Source organism: Streptomyces jumonjinensis (genome assembly GCF_009600885.1).
Classification (GTDB): Bacteria; Actinomycetota; Actinomycetes; order Streptomycetales; family Streptomycetaceae; genus Streptomyces; species Streptomyces jumonjinensis.
On the sequence record NZ_VCLA01000066.1, the window covers coordinates 28708 to 44924 of the forward strand.

General features: G+C 71.7%; 16 protein-coding genes. 3 read left to right on the plus strand and 13 right to left on the minus strand.

Annotated features, from left to right (window positions below; translation table 11 throughout):
* Nucleotides 1-41 precede the first annotated feature (41 nt).
* The gene (locus tag FF041_RS08200) at nt 42-1679 is read right to left on the minus strand and encodes an amidohydrolase (RefSeq protein WP_153521676.1); all 1638 of its coding nucleotides are present in this window, start codon (nt 1677-1679) and stop codon (nt 42-44) included.
* A gap of 22 nt (nt 1680-1701) precedes the next feature.
* Nucleotides 1702-2142, minus strand: a complete 441-nt coding sequence (locus FF041_RS08205) for an Lrp/AsnC family transcriptional regulator (protein WP_153482895.1) — start codon at nt 2140-2142, stop codon at nt 1702-1704.
* 203 nt (nt 2143-2345) lie between these two features.
* On the opposite strand from FF041_RS08205, the gene FF041_RS08210 reads away from it, so the two are divergent.
* The gene (locus FF041_RS08210; RefSeq protein WP_153521677.1) at nt 2346-2774 is read left to right on the plus strand and encodes a hypothetical protein; all 429 of its coding nucleotides are present in this window, start codon (nt 2346-2348) and stop codon (nt 2772-2774) included.
* A gap of 134 nt (nt 2775-2908) precedes the next feature.
* Here FF041_RS08210 and FF041_RS08215 read toward each other — a convergent pair whose 3' ends face one another.
* From FF041_RS08215 to FF041_RS08230, 4 genes are all read right to left on the minus strand, one after another.
* On the minus strand, nt 2909-4081 hold the full coding sequence (locus tag FF041_RS08215) for an acyl-CoA dehydrogenase family protein (protein ID WP_153521678.1): 1173 nt from the start codon (nt 4079-4081) through the stop codon (nt 2909-2911).
* Nucleotides 4082-4261: 180 nt separating this feature from the next.
* Nucleotides 4262-4927 carry a TetR/AcrR family transcriptional regulator gene (locus FF041_RS08220; RefSeq protein WP_323391442.1) on the minus strand — a complete coding sequence of 222 codons (666 nt, stop codon included), beginning with the start codon at nt 4925-4927 and terminating at the stop codon, nt 4262-4264.
* 133 nt (nt 4928-5060) lie between these two features.
* The gene (locus tag FF041_RS08225; RefSeq protein ID WP_153482892.1) at nt 5061-5201 is read right to left on the minus strand and encodes an SCO1431 family membrane protein; all 141 of its coding nucleotides are present in this window, start codon (nt 5199-5201) and stop codon (nt 5061-5063) included.
* A 128-nt stretch (nt 5202-5329) separates the two neighbouring features.
* Nucleotides 5330-6676 (minus strand): peptidase C39 family protein, encoded by a 1347-nt coding sequence (locus FF041_RS08230; protein WP_153521679.1) that lies wholly within the window; start codon nt 6674-6676, stop codon nt 5330-5332.
* Nucleotides 6677-7022: 346 nt separating this feature from the next.
* Between FF041_RS08230 and FF041_RS08235 the strand changes: the two genes are divergently transcribed.
* Both FF041_RS08235 and FF041_RS08240 read left to right on the plus strand, forming a co-directional pair.
* The gene (locus tag FF041_RS08235; protein WP_323391443.1) at nt 7023-7664 is read left to right on the plus strand and encodes a uridine kinase family protein; all 642 of its coding nucleotides are present in this window, start codon (nt 7023-7025) and stop codon (nt 7662-7664) included.
* 315 nt (nt 7665-7979) lie between these two features.
* Nucleotides 7980-9944 carry an AAA family ATPase gene (locus tag FF041_RS08240; RefSeq protein ID WP_153521681.1) on the plus strand — a complete coding sequence of 655 codons (1965 nt, stop codon included), beginning with the start codon at nt 7980-7982 and terminating at the stop codon, nt 9942-9944.
* 53 nt (nt 9945-9997) lie between these two features.
* On the opposite strand, the gene FF041_RS08245 is transcribed toward FF041_RS08240, so the two are convergent.
* The 7 genes from FF041_RS08245 to FF041_RS08275 all read right to left on the minus strand — a co-directional run bounded on the left by FF041_RS08245 (nt 9998) and on the right by FF041_RS08275 (nt 16215).
* Nucleotides 9998-11095, minus strand: a complete 1098-nt coding sequence (locus tag FF041_RS08245) for a hemolysin family protein (protein ID WP_153521682.1) — start codon at nt 11093-11095, stop codon at nt 9998-10000.
* Nucleotides 11092-12453 carry a hemolysin family protein gene (locus FF041_RS08250; protein WP_153521683.1) on the minus strand — a complete coding sequence of 454 codons (1362 nt, stop codon included), beginning with the start codon at nt 12451-12453 and terminating at the stop codon, nt 11092-11094. The genes FF041_RS08245 and FF041_RS08250 overlap by 4 nt, the downstream gene beginning before the upstream one ends.
* A gap of 271 nt (nt 12454-12724) precedes the next feature.
* Nucleotides 12725-13174, minus strand: coding sequence for a PH domain-containing protein (locus FF041_RS08255; protein ID WP_153483809.1), 450 nt, complete (start codon nt 13172-13174; stop codon nt 12725-12727).
* Nucleotides 13175-13188: 14 nt separating this feature from the next.
* Nucleotides 13189-14037, minus strand: coding sequence for an ATP phosphoribosyltransferase (hisG, locus tag FF041_RS08260; RefSeq protein WP_153483811.1), 849 nt, complete (start codon nt 14035-14037; stop codon nt 13189-13191).
* A gap of 47 nt (nt 14038-14084) precedes the next feature.
* Nucleotides 14085-14357 carry a phosphoribosyl-ATP diphosphatase gene (locus FF041_RS08265; protein WP_153483812.1) on the minus strand — a complete coding sequence of 91 codons (273 nt, stop codon included), beginning with the start codon at nt 14355-14357 and terminating at the stop codon, nt 14085-14087.
* Nucleotides 14358-14390: 33 nt separating this feature from the next.
* A complete protein-coding gene (ribH, locus tag FF041_RS08270) occupies nt 14391-14876 on the minus strand; it encodes a 6,7-dimethyl-8-ribityllumazine synthase (protein ID WP_323371722.1) in 486 nt (161 codons plus the stop codon).
* Nucleotides 14877-14916: 40 nt separating this feature from the next.
* Nucleotides 14917-16215 (minus strand): bifunctional 3,4-dihydroxy-2-butanone-4-phosphate synthase/GTP cyclohydrolase II, encoded by a 1299-nt coding sequence (locus tag FF041_RS08275; RefSeq protein ID WP_153521708.1) that lies wholly within the window; start codon nt 16213-16215, stop codon nt 14917-14919.
* Nucleotides 16216-16217: the final 2 nt, after the last annotated feature.

Below are 16217 nucleotides of genomic sequence, written 5' to 3' on the forward strand. Positions count from 1 at the left end.
CCCCACGGTGCGAAATGTCCGTATGTCACTCGTTCGGACGCTCACATCTGATGTGTCCAGATGGTTTGTCCGGATACCACGGTCCGCAGACAGAGCGGCAGTTCGTTTCCAGGGGTCAGATCGGGCAGCCCGGGGGTGCCCGACCGCGGGTCGGTGGACCAGCGGGCGACCCGGTCGTCAGGGGCCTGGACGACGAGATCCCCGGTACGCCACAGGGCATAGTCGGCGGGTGCGCCGGGCACCAGGACGCCCGCGTCGTCCCGGCCGGTCGCCCGCCAGCCGCCACGGGTGTGGGCGGTGAACGCGGCCCGTACCGAGATCCGGTGCTCGGGGGTGCGGTGGAAAGCCGCCGCGCGGACCGTCCCCCAGGGGTCGAGCGGGGTGACGGGGCTGTCGGAGCCGAGCGCGAGCGGCACCCCGGCGCGCAGCAGGGCCGCGTACGGATTGAGGGTGCGGGCGCGCTCCGCGCCGAGCCGCTGGGCGTACATGCCCTCCTCGCCGCCCCATGCCTCGTCGAAGGCGGGCTGGACGGAGGCGGTGAGCGCGAACTCGGCGAAGGCGGCGATGGTTTCGGGGGTGAGCATCTCGGCGTGCTCGACCCGGTGGCGGGCGGCGCGCACCCGGGCGAGGCCGAGGGTCTGCGCGGCGGCCCGCACTCCCTCCACGACGGCGGTCAGGGCGGCGTCCCCGATGGCGTGGAATCCGGCCTGGAGCCCGGCTTCGGTGCAGACGGTGACATGGGCGGCGATGGCCGCGGCGTCGAGATGGGCGGTGCCGGTGTGGGCCGCGTCGGCGTAGGGGGCGTGCAGGCAGGCGGTGTGGGAGCCGAGGGAGCCGTCCACGAAGAGATCGCCCGCCGCGCCCGCCGCGCCGAGTTCCCGGACCCGGCGGGCGTCCTTCGCGTCCGTGACCGCCTCGGCCCAGTAGCCGACGACCCGGGGGGTGGAGCCGGAGCGGGCGAGCGCCAGCAGCGCGGTGAAGTCGTCCTCGTCGGAGATGTCGGGTCCGGCGCACTCATGGACGGTGCCGATGCCCAGCGAGGCGGCGTGCTCCAGTGCGGCGCGCTGGGCGGCCTCGCGCTGGGCGGGGGTGATCGCGGCATGGGCGGCCCGGCGTACGGCGTGGTGCGCGGCGCCCGTGAGCGGCGCGTCCGGGCGGTAGCCGGTCAGTTCGGCGACCCCGGGCACCAGATCGAGCAGGGCGGTGGTGACGACGGCGGAGTGGACGTCGATACGGGTCAGATAGAGCGGGCGGGCGCCGCTCGCCTCGTCGAGTTCGGCGCGCGAGGGATGGCGCCGCTCGGGCCAGCGGGCGGCGTCCCAGCCATGGCCGATGACCACCGCGCCCGCCGGGTGCCCCGCGCTGTGCTTCCGCACCAGGGCGAGGGCTTCGGCGAGGGAGCGGGCGCGGGTGAGGTCGAGCCCGGTCAGCGCGAGGCCGGTGGACGTGGTGTGCACATGGGCGTCGGTGAACGCGGGCGTGACCAGCGCCCCTTCGAGGTCGATGATCTCGTCGACGCCGTCGGCGAAGGCGTCGGCCGCGCCTTCGGAGCCGACCCAGGCGATATGTCCCCGTTCGACGACCATCGCGGTGGCGAAGGGGTCGGCGGGGCTGTGGACTTCTCCACCGCGCAGCAGGGTGGTGCGGTGTTCGCCGTCGCGGGCGGTGCTCTCGGTCATGGGCACCAGCCTAGGCACCGGTTCAGATGCGCGGCGGCCGGGCCTCGTAGGGGGTGGACAGGACGACCGTGGTGCGGCTGGAGACCCCGGCCAGCGTGCGGATGCGGGAGAGCAGATGCTCCAGCTCCAGCGGGGTGGCGACGCGCACCTTGAGGATGTAGTTCTCGGCGCCCGCGACGCTGTGGCACGCCTCGATCTCGGGTACGTCGGCGAGCCGTTCGGCGATGTCGTCGGGGGCGCTGGGGTCGAAGGGTTTCACCGAGATGAACGCGGTCAGCGGCAGCCCGACCGCCTCGGCGTCCACGACCGCCGCATAGCCGCGGATGACTCCGCGCTGTTCCAGCCGGCGGACCCGCTGGTGCACGGCCGAGGTGGACAGGCCAGTGGCCTTGCCCAGGTCGGTGTAGCTCATACGCCCGTCCCTGACGAGCAATTCAACGATCTGACGATCCAGCTCCTCCATGTGGATCAACTTAAGGGCCAGAAGGCTTTCGGCACAGCCTGGTGTGCCGTGCCGGGGGGCTTCACCGCCGACATGTGATGAACGCCACAGGAATGACCGGCCCGAAGCCGTGACCCGATGGTTACCCGTCAATCGCGATGGGAAGTGCTTGCTGTGGTCGAGGCCACAGATTCCTGGTTGGCCCACCCGAGGGGGAGATTCCCATGCAGAATGTCAAGAAATTCGGCCGTCCCGAACCGGAGCCTCTCGATCCGGCTGACGCGGTGGAGCCGGTGGAACCGGCGGAGATGGACGAGCTCGACGCGTACGACACCTTTGAGATGTACCGGGTCGTCTGCCCGGACTGCGCGCAGCCGATCGCGCTGCTCGCGGACGAGGATGTGCTGCCGGAGCACGCTCTCTGCCCCACCCCGTGGAATCCGTTCGGGCTGACCGTCTGTGCCGGGACCGGCCGCCTCGCGGCCGAGGCGCCCCCCGCCGACGAGACGCTCGACGTCCAGGAGCAGGAGATGGGGCTGCTGCTGACGCTGCCTCAGGGGCTGGACTGGCGGATGCAGCCGTTCTCGCATGTCGGCGGCCCCGGCTCGCGTCCGCTGCGGGTGCCGCCGCTGGGCGACCACAGCGCCGCCTGAGCGACGCCCCGTCCGGACGCGAGGCCGGTCCGGACCCGGCCGTCCCGGCGCCGCGCTGCTGTCCGAACACCCTGGCACCCTCGTGCGGACATGCCGCGGCACGCCCCGGCGGACCGGGAGCGCGCCGCACGGGGTCAGCGGGACTCGGGACCGGCCAGATGCCGGGCGATGACCATCCGCTGGATCTGGTTGGTGCCCTCGACGATCTGCAGCGCCTTGGCCTCGCGCATATAGCGCTCGGCGGGGAAGTCCGCGGTGTAGCCGTAGCCGCCGAGCACCTGCACGGCGTCGACGGTGACGCTCATCGCCGCGTCGGTGCAGAACAGCTTGGCCATGGCGGCCTGCCGGGAGAAGGACGCTCCGGCGTCCCGCGCCCTGGCCGCGGCCAGATAGAGCGCGCGGCCCGCCTCGATCCGGGTGGCCATGTCGGCGAGCATGAACCGCAGCCCCTGGAAGTCCACGATGGGGCGGCCGAACTGCCGGCGTCCGGTGGCGTACGCGAGGGCCTCGTCCAGTGCCGCCTGGGCGACGCCGATGGCGCAGGCGGCGATGCCGAGCCGGCCGGAGTCCAGGGCGGAGAGCGCGATGGCGAAGCCCTGCCCCTCCTCGCCGAGCCGGCGGCCGTCGGGCACGCGTACGCCGTCGAAGTGGAGCTGGGCGGTGGGCGAGCCCTTCATGCCCATCTTCTTCTCGGGGGCGGCGGCGGTGAGGCCCGGCGCGTCGCCGGGGACCAAGAACGCGGTGATGCCGCGGGGGCCGTCCTCCCCGGTGCGGGCGAGCACGGTGCAGAAGTCGGCGATGCCGCCGTGGGTGATCCATGCCTTGGTCCCGGTGATCACCCAGTCGTCGCCGTCGCGTACCGCCTTGGTCCGCAGCGAGGCGGCGTCCGAGCCCGAGGACGGCTCGGAGAGGCAGTACGCGCCGAGCAGCCCGCCGCCGAGCATGGCGGGCAGATGCTCGGTCTGCTGTTCCTTGGTGCCGTAGCCGGCCAGGGCGTGGCAGGCGAGGGTGTGGACGCTGACGCCGAGGCCCACGGTCAGCCGGGCGGCGGCGAGTTCCTCCAGGACCTGGAGGTAGACCTCGTACGGCTGGTCTCCGCCGCCGTGGGCGCTGTCGTAGGGCAGACCGAGCAGTCCGGAGCCGGACAGCAGGGTGAAGAGCTCTCGCGGGAAGTGTCCCGCCTCCTCTTCCTCGGCCGCCCGGGGCGCGATCTCCCGCCGGGCGATATCGCGTACCAGGGCGATGAGATCCCTGGCCTCCTCGGTGGGCAGCTGGCGGTCCACCGGCTGCGGGACGCGGTCGGACATTGCGGCGCTCTCCTCCCTGTCGGGCGCTTTCGGCGGCACGCGCGGAGTGTGGGCGCGGGTCGCCGGTTCTACTGCCAGGGCCGCTGCCGCGCTTCCGGGTCACGGAACGGCCCGACGGCAGCCATGGCGCGTTGAGTATGCCCGATCAACTCGGTTCCGTCACTGGTCGGAGGGTTGTCGTCACCGTTCGGAGGCGGTGGGCGGGTGAGCGGGCAGCGGCTGATCGAGCGGGGGCTCGGGGCAGCTCGGCTCGAACTCTCCGATGGCGGTGAGGGTGGACCTGAGCAATCGGGTCAGCAGCGCGCAGACCCGGTCGCGGTCCGGCTCCCGGCGGCCGAGCCAGTCGAGGGCGATCTGCTCGACGCCGCTGAGCCAGCCGAGCAGTGCGAGCCGGGCGAGTGGGGGGAGGTCCCGTCTGCCGTAGGCGCCTTCGGCGATGGCGGCGATCAGTTCCTCGCGGACCGCGTCCCGGATGGTCTGCACCTCGGTGTCGCAGCCGACCCCGCCGGTGACGATGGTGCGGAAGGCCGCCTCGTTGTTCTGCGCGTACCGCAGATATCCGTCCACGGTGCGCCGTACCCGCTCGGCGCGCGGCAGCTCGGGGTGGGCGGCGGCGCGGGAGAGCAGACCGGCCGCCGAGTCCTCGACGATCGCGAGGTAATAGCCGTGTTTGCTGGTGAAGTAGTAGTAGATCAGCCCTTTGGCGACACCGGCGTGCCGGGCGATGTCGTCCATCGACAGGGCGTCGTAGGAGGTGTCCGCGAACAAGGCGCGTCCGATGGCGATGAGTTCGGCGCGGCGTGCCTGTGATCGCTCGCTGGTACCGCGCCGTTCACTCTTGTCCACTTCGTATCCTCGTCCCCGGCCGACACAGGATCCCGCAGTATGGCAGAGAGTCGATCACCGGCGGCGGGGGCGGGAGCCGGGGCCCGCGGCGGGGCGATCGGGCCGGGGCCGTTCCTCCGGCAGGGCAGTACGCCTAGAGCAGACCGAGCTGGGTGACGAGCATGGCGATGACGACGACCAGGGTCCAGCCGGCGATCTGCTCGACGAGACCGGAGCGGTCGTCGGGTCCGCCGGTGCGGGCGCGGGTGACGGGGGCGGCGGTGCTGGAGTTCATGGCGGGTCTCGCTCGGTCGGACGGCGGTGGTCGGGTCGCCCGGCGACGCGGGTGACCCGACCACAGTGCCAGCGGGTCGGCCCCCGGGGGTAGAGACGTACCTCACTCCCCCGGGAGCCCCCGCCGGCTCAGCGGACGCCGAAGGCCGCCAGAACCCTGCGCTGGGCGGGCGTGGGCCGCTCGGGCCAGTAGAGGTAGCAGACCCCTCCTGTGCCGGACGACACGTTCCCGCTCGCGTTGTACCGCTTGGTACGGAGCCAGATGTTCTCCCATTCGCGGCGGAGGTAGACCCGTCGTACCGCCGGGTTGTCCGGGGACGCCGGATCATTGGCGATCACATCGCCGTCGGCGGTGAAGCCGATCACGGTCATCAGATGTCCCGCGGTGCCGTAGCCCGCGCCGGTCAGCTCCTCCTTGCGGAAGGACTGCGAGGTGATGACCGGGATGCCGGCCGCCACCAGCCGTTCCACGTCGGTGAGCGAGGAGAGCCGGGTGACCACCGCGTTCAGCTTGCGGTAGGTGGCGGCGTAGGCGGCGTTGAAGGGCCAGTTCCCACAGCCGTCGTACTGATAGTCGAAGGTGTACCGGGCCGCGTGGCAGACCTGCGGGTCCGCGAAGGCCGGGTCGACCCAGGCGAGGTCGTCGGCGCTCGGGCGGCGGCCCCAGTACTCGATGATCATCTGCGAGGAGGTGGGGCTGCACCATGCCTCGCCGCCGTTGTCGTACTCCGGGTACTGGCCGATATGCGTGTTCTGGGAGTAGCGGGGCACGATCAGCTCCCGCGCGATGCGGGGCGCGGAGGCGGGCACGGTGAAGCGGTCGGGCACGTCGGAGGCCATCGCGCCGACCCGCCACACCATGGGGCTCAGCTTGGCGCCGGGCCTGCGGTACAGGGTCAGCCGCAGCTGGTACGCGCTGAGCCGGAGCCCGCTCGACGCGTCGTCGATCGAGAAGGTGTCGGTCCAGATGGAGGCCCTGCCGTCCGTCTGGCCGTCCAGCGAGGTCCGCCGGATGTCGCCGTCGCCCGCCGCCCAGCGGCCCATGACGAACCACGGCGTCTCCACCCCGTCGGAGTAGGTTCCGCGCAGTTCGACCTGGAGCCAGGTGCCGGCCGGGGTGTCCGCGTTCCAGGAGGCGATGACCTCGGTCGCCGGAACGGCGGACCGGTGGACCGGAGAGGTCCAGGTGGCGTACTCCCAGCTCTCGGTCCGCCCTGTGTGCGGATCGAGATACTCCGTACTGCCCTCCGGGCGGGCTATGACCACACCGGAGCGCGGGCCCGCGACCGCCCGGACACCGTCCAGACCGCCCCGGCGCCAGTCTCCGTAGGACGTCCAGAAACGGTTCTCCACGAGCGGGGGCACGCCCGCTCGCCCTCCCGACGGCACGGCGGCGGCGGACGGCGCCGAGAGCGCGCTCGCTCCCGCGGCCGCCGCGATCGCGGCGCTCAGCACGGTTCTGCGCGAAGTGACCATGGAACCCCCAAGTAGACGGCGCTCTTCCGGAATGGATCCAGCCGGATCCCAGGTCGTGTCTTCGAAGTCCCGTCTGTCTGCCGTGCCCTGGCACGCACGCTCGCCGCGTTGTCGTCAGTCGCCAATGCTCCGCAGTGGCTCCTTCCTCCGCCTTGCGATGCACGGCACCAGACCCCGCCAGACCCGCCCTCCGGGCGGACGACGCTACTTCGAAGACACTCCCTAGACGCCACTATCTCCGCTCGCGGCCGGTTACTGCCAGCATCCTGACCCCTCGCCCAACGACCAATATTGGTCTGGTCCACTGATACGACCTGCGATGCCGCACCGCCGTAGGGTGGACCGGGTGGACGAATCCGACCGGCTGGCCCGAACCCTGCGCACCCTGCCGCCCTCCTGCGGCCCGGTGCGGCTGATCGCGGTCGACGGTCACGCGGGCTCGGGCAAGAGCACCTTCACCGCCCGGCTCGCGGCGGCCCTCGAAGAGCCCGGCCGGACCGTCCCCGTACTCCATCTGGACGATCTGGCCAGCCACCGCGAGCTGTTCGACTGGACGGACCGGATGCTCACCCAGGTGATCGGCCCCCTCTCCCGGGGCGAGACGGCCCACTACGCGCCCTACGACTGGACCGAGCGCCGCTTCGCCCCACCACGCGCCCTGCCGGGCTCCCCCGTCGTCCTGATCGAGGGCGTCGGAGCGGGACGGCGGGCGCTGCGCCCCCATCTCGCCGCCCTGCTCTGGATGGAGCGGGACGCCGCGGGCTCCTGGCAGCGCGGCCGGAAACGCGACGGCGACGCCCTGACCGCCTTCTGGGACACCTGGACGGCGGCGGAGTCACGCCATTTCTCGGCCGATCCCTCACGCCCTTTCGCGGATGCGCTGGTACGAGAGCGACCCGAGGGATACGAGATGCTTCCCAACCCCCACTCCACCGCACATCTGAACCAGATCATCACACTGGGTCACCGCACTCCCCCACCGAACTGAACCGTCGGAAAACCGCCGCAAGAGTGCCCGAACTCCGCTTGACCGAGGGGGCGTACAGGTCTTACGTTCTCAATGTGCGGCTTTCACGCCGCCCCGGACACGAAGCCCCCGGTTGTTCCCCCGTGATCGGGGGCTTCGTTCTGTCCCCTTCATCTCCCTCGCGGCCAGGGTCCTCCTCACCCTCGGTCACCGCGATCCGGATCACTCCTCGGCGCTCTTAAGGCGACCCTCCCTGCGCGGGTACGATGCCCGGGTGGGGTCAATTCCCCTTCACGGCATGGCGTTTCGGTGCGGGTGCACTATGTGGGGGACCTGATGGACATCGCACAGGGCGCACCGGCCCCGGCCGACCTCGCCTGGGTGCGCGGCGTGGACGCCTACACCATGGGGGCCTACCCGCAGGCGGAAGACGAGTTCCGCACCGCCGTACGGCTCGACCCCGGCATGGCGGACGGCTGGCTCGGGCTGCACGCGCTGCGCGCCGACACCGCCAACGCCCTGCTCCGGATGTACCGCTCCCGCGAACGCTTCGGCGAGCAGCGCGCCCGCCACCGCCGCGCCCTCAACTCCTGGTACTGGCTGGGCTGGTGGGTTCAGCCCGTCCTGGAGAGCCCGCGCGATCTGCTGCTCGCGCACGCCTCGCACTGGCTCGACGGCCGCCATGTGCCCGAGCTGGACCGGGCGCTGGCGGCGCTGCCGCCCCTCGACGCCGATCCGCAGGTGCGCTTTCTGCACGCCTGCCGCGCCTATCTCGCCAAGGACTGGGACCAGCTCGTACGGCACACCGAACCGCTGATCGACGATCCCCTCCTCGGCATCGAGGCCGGGCTCTTCGGCGGGATGGCCCGGGTGCGGCTGGAGATGTACGGGCAGGCCGAGCCGCTGCTGTCGGCCGCGCTGATGCGCTGCCGCAGCGAGCAGCCGCAGCGCAAGGAGCTCCGCTACTGGCTGGCGCGGGCCCATGAGGGCACCGGCCGCAGCGCCGCCGCCCTGCCGCTGTACCGGGCGGTGCACCGTATCGATCCGGCCTTCATGGACACCTCGGCGCGGCTCACCGCCATCGCGGAGTACGACGGGATCGACGGCTACGACGAGTCGGCGGGGCTGGCCGTGTCACTGGCTGGTTTCGGCCAGGAGCCCATAGAAGACGCAGCAGACACGGCGGACCGAGCGGGCACAGTAGATACAGCGGACCGCACCGAACGGACCGACCGCACCGACACCGACGGGGCGGCCCCGGTCGCCGACCCCCGCTTCGGCTTCGAGCCGTCGGACCAGCCGCCGGGCCCGGTTCCGCCCCCGCCCCCGCCGCTGCCCGACGCGATCCGCAGACGGGCGCAGCTCCCCGAGCCGGGCGGCTCCGTACTCCTTCCCGCCGGCCCCACCGATCCCGCGCTGCTCGCCGAGGCCCTCGCCGAGCTGGAGCGGATGGTGGGCCTCGATCCCGTGAAGCGCCAGGTCAAGGCGCTCTCCGCACAGTTGGAGATGGCACGTCTACGGGCCGGACAGGGGCTGCCGGTGCAGCCTCCGAAGCGCCATTTCGTCTTCTCCGGCCCTTCGGGCACCGGCAAGACCACCGTCGCCCGGATCCTGGGCCGGGTCTTCTACGCGCTCGGTCTCCTCGGCGGCGACCATCTGGTGGAGGCCCAGCGCTCGGACATGGTCGGCGAGTTCCTCGGTCAGACGGCGGTGAAGGCCAATGAGCTGATCGACTCGGCGCTCGGCGGGGTGCTCTTCGTGGACGAGGCGTACAGCCTCGCCAACTCCGGCTACTCCAAGGGCGACGCGTACGGCGACGAGGCCCTTCAGGTCCTGCTGAAGAGGGCGGAGGACAACCGCGATCATCTGGTGGTCATCCTGGCCGGATATCCCGAGGGCATGGACCGGCTGCTCGGCGCCAACCCCGGGCTCGCCTCCCGCTTCACCACCCGGGTCGACTTCCCTTCGTACCGCCCGCTGGAGCTGACCGCGATCGGCGGGGTGCTGGCCGCGGAGAACGGCGACGTCTGGGACGAGGAGGCCGTGGACGAACTGCGGTCCATCAGCGGGCATGTGGTCGACCAGCGGTGGATCGACGAGCTGGGCAACGGCCGGTTTCTGCGCACGCTGTACGAGAAGAGCTGCGCCTACCGCGATCTGCGGCTCTCCGGCTACCCCGGGACGCCCACCCGGGAGGATCTCGCCACCCTGCGGCTGCCCGATCTGATGCAGGCGTACGGCGAGGTCCTGTCGGGCCGGGGGCCGCTCGGCCGCGGCCCGCAGGATCCCGCCGGGGGGTGAGCCGCCCGGCTCGGCTCGGCCCCGCCCCCCGGCTCCGCTCAGCTCAGCTCAGCTCAGCTCACCAGGGCGATGTCCCCCGTGGTCCAGGTCGTGGGAGAGGACGTCGGGGGCGCGGTATGCGCGCTGTGCGCGGGGTCGCGGACCTCGCCGACGAGCGTCCCCAGGACGTCTTCCAGCGCGACCAGCCCCAGGACCTGGCCGGTGGCGTCGGCGACCTGGGCGAGATGGGTCGCCGCCCGGCGCATCACCGTAAGGGCGTCGTCGAGCGGAAGCTCCGAGCGCAGGGTCGCCATGGGCCGCCAGACATGCTGGGGCACGGCCCGTTCGCGCTCCTCCAGATCGAGTACGTCCTTGACATGGAGATACCCCATATAGGGGCCGGTCCCCACGCCGCGCACCGGGAAACGGGAGTAGCCGGTGCGCACCGTCAGCTCCTCGATCTCCCGGGGGGTGACCGACGGCTCCACGGTCACCAGCGCCGAGCGGGCGATCAGCACATCCGTCACCGGGCGGCTGCCCAGCTCCAGCGCGTCCTCCAGGCGCTCCTGCTCGGCCGGGTCCAGCAGCCCCGCCTGCCCGGAGTCCTCCACCAGCCGTCCGAGCTGGGCGCTGGTGAAGACCGACGCCACCTCGTCCCTCGGCTCCACGCCGAAGACCCGCAGCACCGCGCGGGCGCAGGCCCCGAGCGCAGTGGTCACCGGACGGCAGAGCCGGGCGAAGGCGACCAGGCCGGGGCTGAACCAGAGCGCGGTGCTCTCGGGCGCGGCCATGGCGAGGTTCTTCGGGACCATCTCGCCGATGACCAGATGGAGAAAGACCACCACCGCCAGGGCGATGACATAGCCGAGGGGATGGATCAGCCCCTCGGGGACCCGGGCCCGGTGGAAGAGGGGCTCCAGCAGCCGGGCGACGACCGGCTCGGCGACCGCGCCCAGGGTCAGCGAGCAGACGGTGATGCCGAACTGGGCCGCCGCCATCATCCGCGGCAGATTCTCCAGTCCGTACAGCACCTGCCGGGCCCGTGCGGAGCCCGCCGCCGCCAAGGGCTCGATCTGGCTGCGCCGCACCGAGACCAGGGCGAACTCGGCGCCGACGAAGAAGCCGTTGGCGATCACCAGCAGGGCGGCGAAGGCGAGTTGCAGAGCACTCATCGCACCGCCCCCGCCGCGGCTGTCGCCGAGGTCTGGTCGGGCACCGGGTCTCCGGTGCGGACCAGCCGTACCCGCTCGGCCCGGTGGCGGCCGACCTGCCGTACGGAGAGCCGCCAGCCGGGCAGTTCGGCCCGGTCCCCGGGGGCGGGGATCCGCCCCAGCAGATCGGCGACGAGCCCGGCCACGGTCTCATACGGCCCATCGGGCACATCGAGTCCCGTCCGGCGCAGGGTGAGCACCCGGCAGCTGCCGTCCGCCTCCCAGGCCGGCGCGCCGTCCTCCGGGGCCGCCGGGGCAAGAAAGGGCCGGGCCTCGGACTCGGCGTCGTGCTCGTCACGGACCTCGCCGACGAGCTCCTCGACGATGTCCTCCAGGGTGACGACCCCGGCCGTGCCGCCGTACTCGTCCACCACCACGGCGATCGGCTGCTCACCGCGGAGCCGTTCGAGGAGCCGCTGCACGGAGAGGGTGCCGGGCACCAGCAGCGGGGAGACGGCGATGGCGCCGACGGGGACCCGTATCCGCTCCCCGGCGGGCACGGCGAGGGCGTCCTTGAGATGGACCGTGCCGATGACGTCGTCGATGCTCTCCCGGTAGACCGGGAAGCGGGAGAGCCCGGTCGCGCGCGTCAGATTGAGCACATCCGCCGCCGTGGCATCGCCGTGCAGGGCGCTCATCCGCACCCGTGGCGTCATCACATGCTGGGCGGTGAGCCGTCCGAACGACAGCGTACGGACGAACAGATCGGCCGTGGACTGCTCCAGTGCGCCCGCGCGCGCGGAGTGCCGGGCGAGTGACACCAGCTCTCCGGGGGTACGGGCGGACACCAGCTCGTCGGCGGGCTCGACGCCGAAGAGCCGTACGACACGGTTGGCCACCGCGTTCAGCAGGGCGATGACGGGGCGGAAGACGGCGGAGAACAGCTGCTGGGGGCCGGCGACGAACCGGGCGACCTCCAGCGGCCGGGAGACCGCCCAGTTCTTGGGGACCAGCTCGCCGATCACCATCTGCACAGCGGAGGCGAGCAGTATCCCGATGACCACCGCGATGCCGGGGACGGCCCCTTCGGGCAGTCCCGTCGCGGTCAGCGGCCCGTGCAGCAGCCGGGCGAGCGCGGGCTGCGCGAGCATGCCGACGACCAGCGAGGTGACGGTGATGCCGAGCTGAGTGCCCGACAGCTGGAAGGAGAGCTCCCGCAGTGCGGCGACGACCCGGCGGGCGCGGCGGTCGCCCTGGGCGGCGGCCCGTTCGGCGTCGGGCCGGTCCACCGTGACCAGACCGAACTCGGCCGCCACGAAGAAACCGTTGGCGAGAATCAGCAGAAAGGCCGCGGCGAGCGGCAACAGGGGGACGATCATGCCGCCGCCTCCCGGGAGGGGGCGGCGCGGGTACTACCGGACGATCCGTCCATTGCCGGAGGGAGTCACTCCTCGGGTCGCAGGAGTCCCGTGGGAGCCGTCCGTGTCCCGCCGGGGGGCGGGGACGGGGCGTGGATACGGGACGGGGCGCGCTCGGCGCCGCCGTCCCCAGAGTAGTCACGCGGACCCCGCACCGGGCAGGGGAAGCGCCGCGTCGGAGCATCCGCTTCCGCCGCCCGGCACCGGAACCGGAGCCGAGCGGCGACCGGCTCTACGGCTCGTCGCCCGCGCGGGCTTCGGCCAGCGCCCGCAGCGCGCGGGCGTCGCCGATCGCCTGTTCCCGGGCGATCCCGGGCTGGATGCCGAGGACGGGAAGGCTGGTGCCGTCGCTCAGATCGAGGAAGACCCAGGGGTCGCCGGTACGGAGATTGACCCGCAGGATCTCCGCCCATTCGAGGCGGCGCACCCGGGTGAGGTTGACGACGGTGACACCGCTGTCGTCGGCGACCACCTTGGGCCGGGCGAGCAGGGCGAGCACCCCGGCGAAGAGGAAGGCGGTGAAGACGAAGCTGATCCGCTCGCCCGGGTTGAGCCGTTCCAGTGTGAGCCCGGCGAAGGTGATCACGGAGAACATCACCGCGCCCGCGGCCAGCAGGACGACACGGGTGCGGGTGGGCCGGAAGGTGACCGGGAGAGCGGGGGTCCGGGTGGAGGTGGACATGGTCTCGTGGTTCCTCAGAGCCGGCAGGCGTGGATGGCGGTGGTCAGGATGGCCCGCGCGCCCAGCTCGTACAGATCGTCCATGATCCGCTGAGCCTCCTTGGCGGCGACCATGGAGCGCACGGCGACCCAGCCCTCGTGGTGCAGCGGGGAGATCGTCGGCGATTCCAGTCCGGGGGTGAGGGCGACGGCCTGTTCGAGGTGCTCCACTCGGCAGTCGTAATCCATCATCACGTAGGAGCGGGCGACCAGAACGCCCTGGAGACGGCGGAGGAACTGCTGCACCTTGGGGTCGTCGGCGTCGGCTCCGGTGCGGCGGACGACCACGGCCTCGGAGGTCATGATGGGCTCGCCGATGACTTCGAGTCCCGCGTTCCGCAGGGAAGTGCCGGTCTCGACGACGTCCGCGATGACCTGGGCGACGCCGAGCTCGATCGCGGTCTCCACCGCGCCGTCGAGGTGGACCACGGAGGCGTCGATGCCGTGGTCGGCGAGGTGCTTGGCGACGATTCCCTCGTAGGAGGTGGCGACCGTCATGCCGCCGAAGTCGCCGACGCCGTTAGCGGTGCCCGGCCTGGTGGCGTAGCGGAAGGTGGAGCGGGCGAAGCCGAGCTGGAGGATCTCCTCGGCGCTGGCTCCGGAGTCGAGCAGCAGATCGCGGCCGGTGATGCCGATGTCCAGCCGCCCGGAGCTGACGTAGATCGCGATGTCGCGGGGGCGGAGGTAGAAGAACTCGACCTCGTTCTCCGGGTCGACCAGGACCAGTTCCTTGGATTCCTTGCGCTGCTGGTAGCCGGCCTCATGGAGCATCGCCGACGCAGGCCCGGACAGTGAACCCTTGTTGGGAACGGCGATGCGCAGCATGAGGTCGGCTTCCTTACGCGGTGGGTGGAACGGAACGGGGGGGTGGATCAGAGGTGGGCGTACACGTCGTCCAGGGAGATATCGCGCGCGATCATCATCACCTGGACGTGATACAGCAGCTGCGAGATCTCCTCGGCGGCTGCTTCCTTGCCCTCGTGCTCGGCGGCCATCCATACCTCGGCGGCCTCCTCGACGACCTTCTTGCCGATGGCATGGACGCCCTTGTCGACCAGCTCGGCGGTGCGTGAGGTGGCGGGGTCGCCGTTCTTCGCCTTGTGCTGAAGCTCGGCGAAGAGCTCTTCGAAGGTTTTGTTCGCCATGATGGTCCCAGGGTAAGGGGTCGGGTGGTCCGGTCAGCGCCAGGGTTCGCTGACCGAGCGGAGGGTGGCGGCGGTGGCGACGGCCGCGGTGACCGCCTCATGCCCCTTGTCCTCGCGCGATCCGTCGATGCCCGCCCGGTCCAGCGCCTGTTCCTCGGTGTCACAGGTCAGTACGCCGAAACCGATGGGGACTCCGGTGTCCACGGAGACCTGGGTGAGGCCCAGGGTGACGCCCTGGCAGACGTATTCGAAATGCGGGGTGCCGCCGCGGATGACCACACCGAGCGCGACGATCGCGTCGTAGCCGCGTCCGGCGAGCACCTTGGCGACCACCGGCAGCTCGAAGCTGCCGGGGACCCGCAGCAGCGTGGGCTCGTCGATGCCCAGCTCGCGCAGGGCGCGCAGGGCGCCGTCGACGAGTCCGTCCATGATCTTCTCGTGCCACTGGGCCGCGATGACGGCGACCCGGAGGTCACCACAGTTGCGTACGGACAGTTCGGGTGCGCCGTTGCCGCTCACGCTTCTCCTCAGGGGGGTGTTCGTCGGTGGGTACGGAAGGTCACTGATTGCCGCAGGCAGCGGCGGCGGTCGCGTCGAGATCCGGCAGCTCATGGCCCATCCGGTCCCGCTTGGTGAGCAGATAGCGCAGATTGTGCTCACCGGCCTGGACCGGCATCTGCACCCGGCCGCTGACGGTGAGGCCGTACCGGACCAGTGCGGTGATCTTGTCGGGGTTGTTGGTCATCAGCCGCAGGCTGCGCACGCCGAGATCGGTGAGGATCTGCGCGCCGGCCGCGTAGTCGCGGGCGTCGGCGGGCAGCCCGAGTTCGAGGTTGGCGTCGAGGGTGTCCCGGCCGCGCTCCTGGAGCTCGTAGGCGCGCAGTTTGGGCAGCAGTCCGATGCCCCGGCCCTCGTGGCCGCGGAGATAGACCACCACACCGCGGCCGGCGCGGGTGATCCGGTCCATGGAGGCGTGGAGCTGTGGGCCGCAGTCGCAGCGCAGCGAGTGGAAGATGTCGCCGGTCAGGCACTCGGAGTGGATCCGGACGAGGACGTCGTCGCCGTCGCCGATGTCGCCGTGGACCAGGGCGACGTGCTCGACGCCGTCGATGGTGGAGCGGTATCCGTACGCGGTGAAGCGGCCGAAGGAGGTCGGCAGATCCACGGCGGCCTCACGCCGGACGGCCGGCTCGGAGGCGATGCGGTAGGCGATCAGATCCTCGATGGAGATGATCGTCAGTCCGTGCCTGCGGGCGAAGGGGACCAGTTCGGGCAGCCGGAGCATCACCCCGTCCTCGCCCGCGATCTCCACGATGACGCCGGCGGGGCGCAGTCCGGCGAGCCGGGCGAGATCGACGGCCGCCTCGGTGTGACCGTTGCGGGTGAGCACTCCGCCGGGCTGGGCGCGCAGCGGGAAGACATGGCCGGGCCGTACGAAGTCGTCGGGTGCGGCGGTGCCGCTCGCCAGCAGCCGGACGGTGGCGGCGCGGTCGGCGGCGGAGATGCCGGTGGTGACGCCGTGGACGGGGGCGGCGTCGACGGAGACGGTGAACGCGGTCTGCATGGACTCGCTGTTCCGCTCGACCATCTGCGGGAGGTCGAGCCGGTTCAGCTCCTCGCTCTCCATGGGTGCGCAGATCAGTCCCCGGCACTCGCTCATCATGAAGGCGATGATCTCGGGGGTGGCCATCTCGGCCGCGATGACGAGATCGCCCTCGTTCTCGCGGTCCTCGTCGTCCACGACGACGACGGGCCGGCCCGCGGCGATGTCGGCGATGGCCTGCTCGACGGGGTCGAGGGCGAAGTCCTCACGGTTGTCGGTGGAGTACCAGGTGGGCAGAGCGGGCACCGGGGTCATGG